The organism is Bradyrhizobium sp., from assembly GCF_049581145.1.
In the GTDB taxonomy this organism is placed as follows: domain Bacteria; phylum Pseudomonadota; class Alphaproteobacteria; order Rhizobiales; family Xanthobacteraceae; genus Bradyrhizobium.
This window is the reverse complement of record NZ_JBAURI010001125.1, coordinates 1-1,664: the sequence shown is the minus strand read 5'-3', so window position 1 is coordinate 1,664 and position 1,664 is coordinate 1. Positions and strand designations below refer to the sequence as shown.

The following is a 1,664-nucleotide window of genomic DNA, read 5'->3' as shown; positions in this document are numbered from 1 at the left end:
GGCTCAGGGAACGTGAAGGGCGAGGGGGCTTTTTTACAACGCCACAGCAGGAACTCAGCTCAACATTCAGTTCGGCAACGGGGGCCAGGGATGAGGGATGCGAGGATCGAGGGAAGGTGTGACAGTTCTCGCGGTGGCGGGAGGTGGAGAATCCCGGCATACGGGTGGGCTTCGATTCTGAGCATGCTGTTGGGTTTTCTCAGCGTTGATTCGGCGGCGGCGCAGGCGAAGGCGAGGAATGTGCTGGTGGTGTTCAGTGCCGCTGAGCACGACTCTGAGTCTCTGGACATCGTGGAACGGACGATCCGGACGCGCGTTCCGGGCGAGGTCAACTTCTACACGGCTTCCATCGATTACCAGCGCTTCGGTGATGAATCGTACCGGGAGAGCCTTGCGGAGACGTTTCGTCGCGAGTACCGAGGGGTGAAGCCGGACGTGGTGATTGCCATGGCAATTGAGGCGCTGGAGTTCACGACGGAGTACCGCCGCCGGATATTTCCTGGCGCGCCCATCGTCTTCACGGGGGTCACGGCGAGCGAATTAGATGGAAAGAAGATGCCGCCGGGAGTGACCGGGGTGGAAGGTTCGGTTGGACTGCGGGACACGGTCGATCTGGCGCTTCGTCTTGAGCCGGATACAAAGGCTGTTGCGGTGATCGATGCCGGCCAAAATTTCTGGTGGACGATTGCACACTCCGAACTCATGCGGTACCAGGGCAGGGTGAGAGAGGTCGACATTCTTGGGCCGCCCAGTGCGGGGATGCTTCAGAGCGTTGCTGCGCTTCCTCCGCATACCGTGATTCTGTTTCAGCTTGCGCCACAGAGCTCGACGGATCCGGCCGTTACTGCGTCGGATGTGCTTGCCCTGGCGGCACAACACCTGCCAACCTATTCCGCGTGGCCGAACCTTTGTCTGAATCAGGGTTGCATTGGCGGGGCATTTCCTGACACCAACGAGATGATGCGGCGGACGGGGGAGATGGCAGCGAGAGCGGCGTTAGGTACACCGCCTGAAGACATTCCCATTGCGACGGGGCCTGACTTTAAGGTGGAGGTAGACTGGCGCGCGCTGCATCGCTGGCATGTTGCGGAGTCACGGTTGCCGCCGGGTAGTGTGATTCTGTATCGGCCGCCTTCGTTGTGGCAACAACATCGGTATACCGTGATTGCGGCCATCGCGGTGATTGTTGTTTTGCTTCTGCTGATCGCTGGGTTGTTGTGGCAACGGGCGCGAGAACGAAAAGCAGAGGCCGCGCTGCGGGAGAGCGAAAAGCGTTTCCGTGTGATGGTCGATACGACACCGTCGCTGGTGTGGATGAGCGATGCGAAGGGCAGGGTGACGTATCTGAACGACCGTCGGGTGGCTTTTACGGGAGCGGGTCCGAGGGCGGGCTATGGCCATACGTGGGCATCGTACGTTCATCCTGACGACCTGGAGGGTGTGTTGGACGTGGTCTCAAGGGCATTGAAGACGCACCGGCCGTATTCGACCGAGTACCGGCTTCGCCGCAGCGATGGAGCGTATCGATGGATGCTGGACGTGGCGTCTCCGCGGGTGAACGGGGATGGGACGTTTGCGGGGTTCATCGGATCGGCCATCGATACGACCGATCAGAAGCTGGCGCAGCAGGCGCTGCAAAAGGTGAGCGGCCAGCTGATTGAAGC

The 1,664-nt window shown here is 60.6% G+C and carries 1 protein-coding gene; it reads left to right on the top strand.

Annotated features, from left to right (window positions below):
* Positions 1-183: 183 nt before the first annotated feature.
* Positions 184-1,664: PAS domain S-box protein (locus WCB02_RS36070; RefSeq protein ID WP_423966342.1), on the top strand; the 1,481-nt coding region annotated here is incomplete at its 3' end.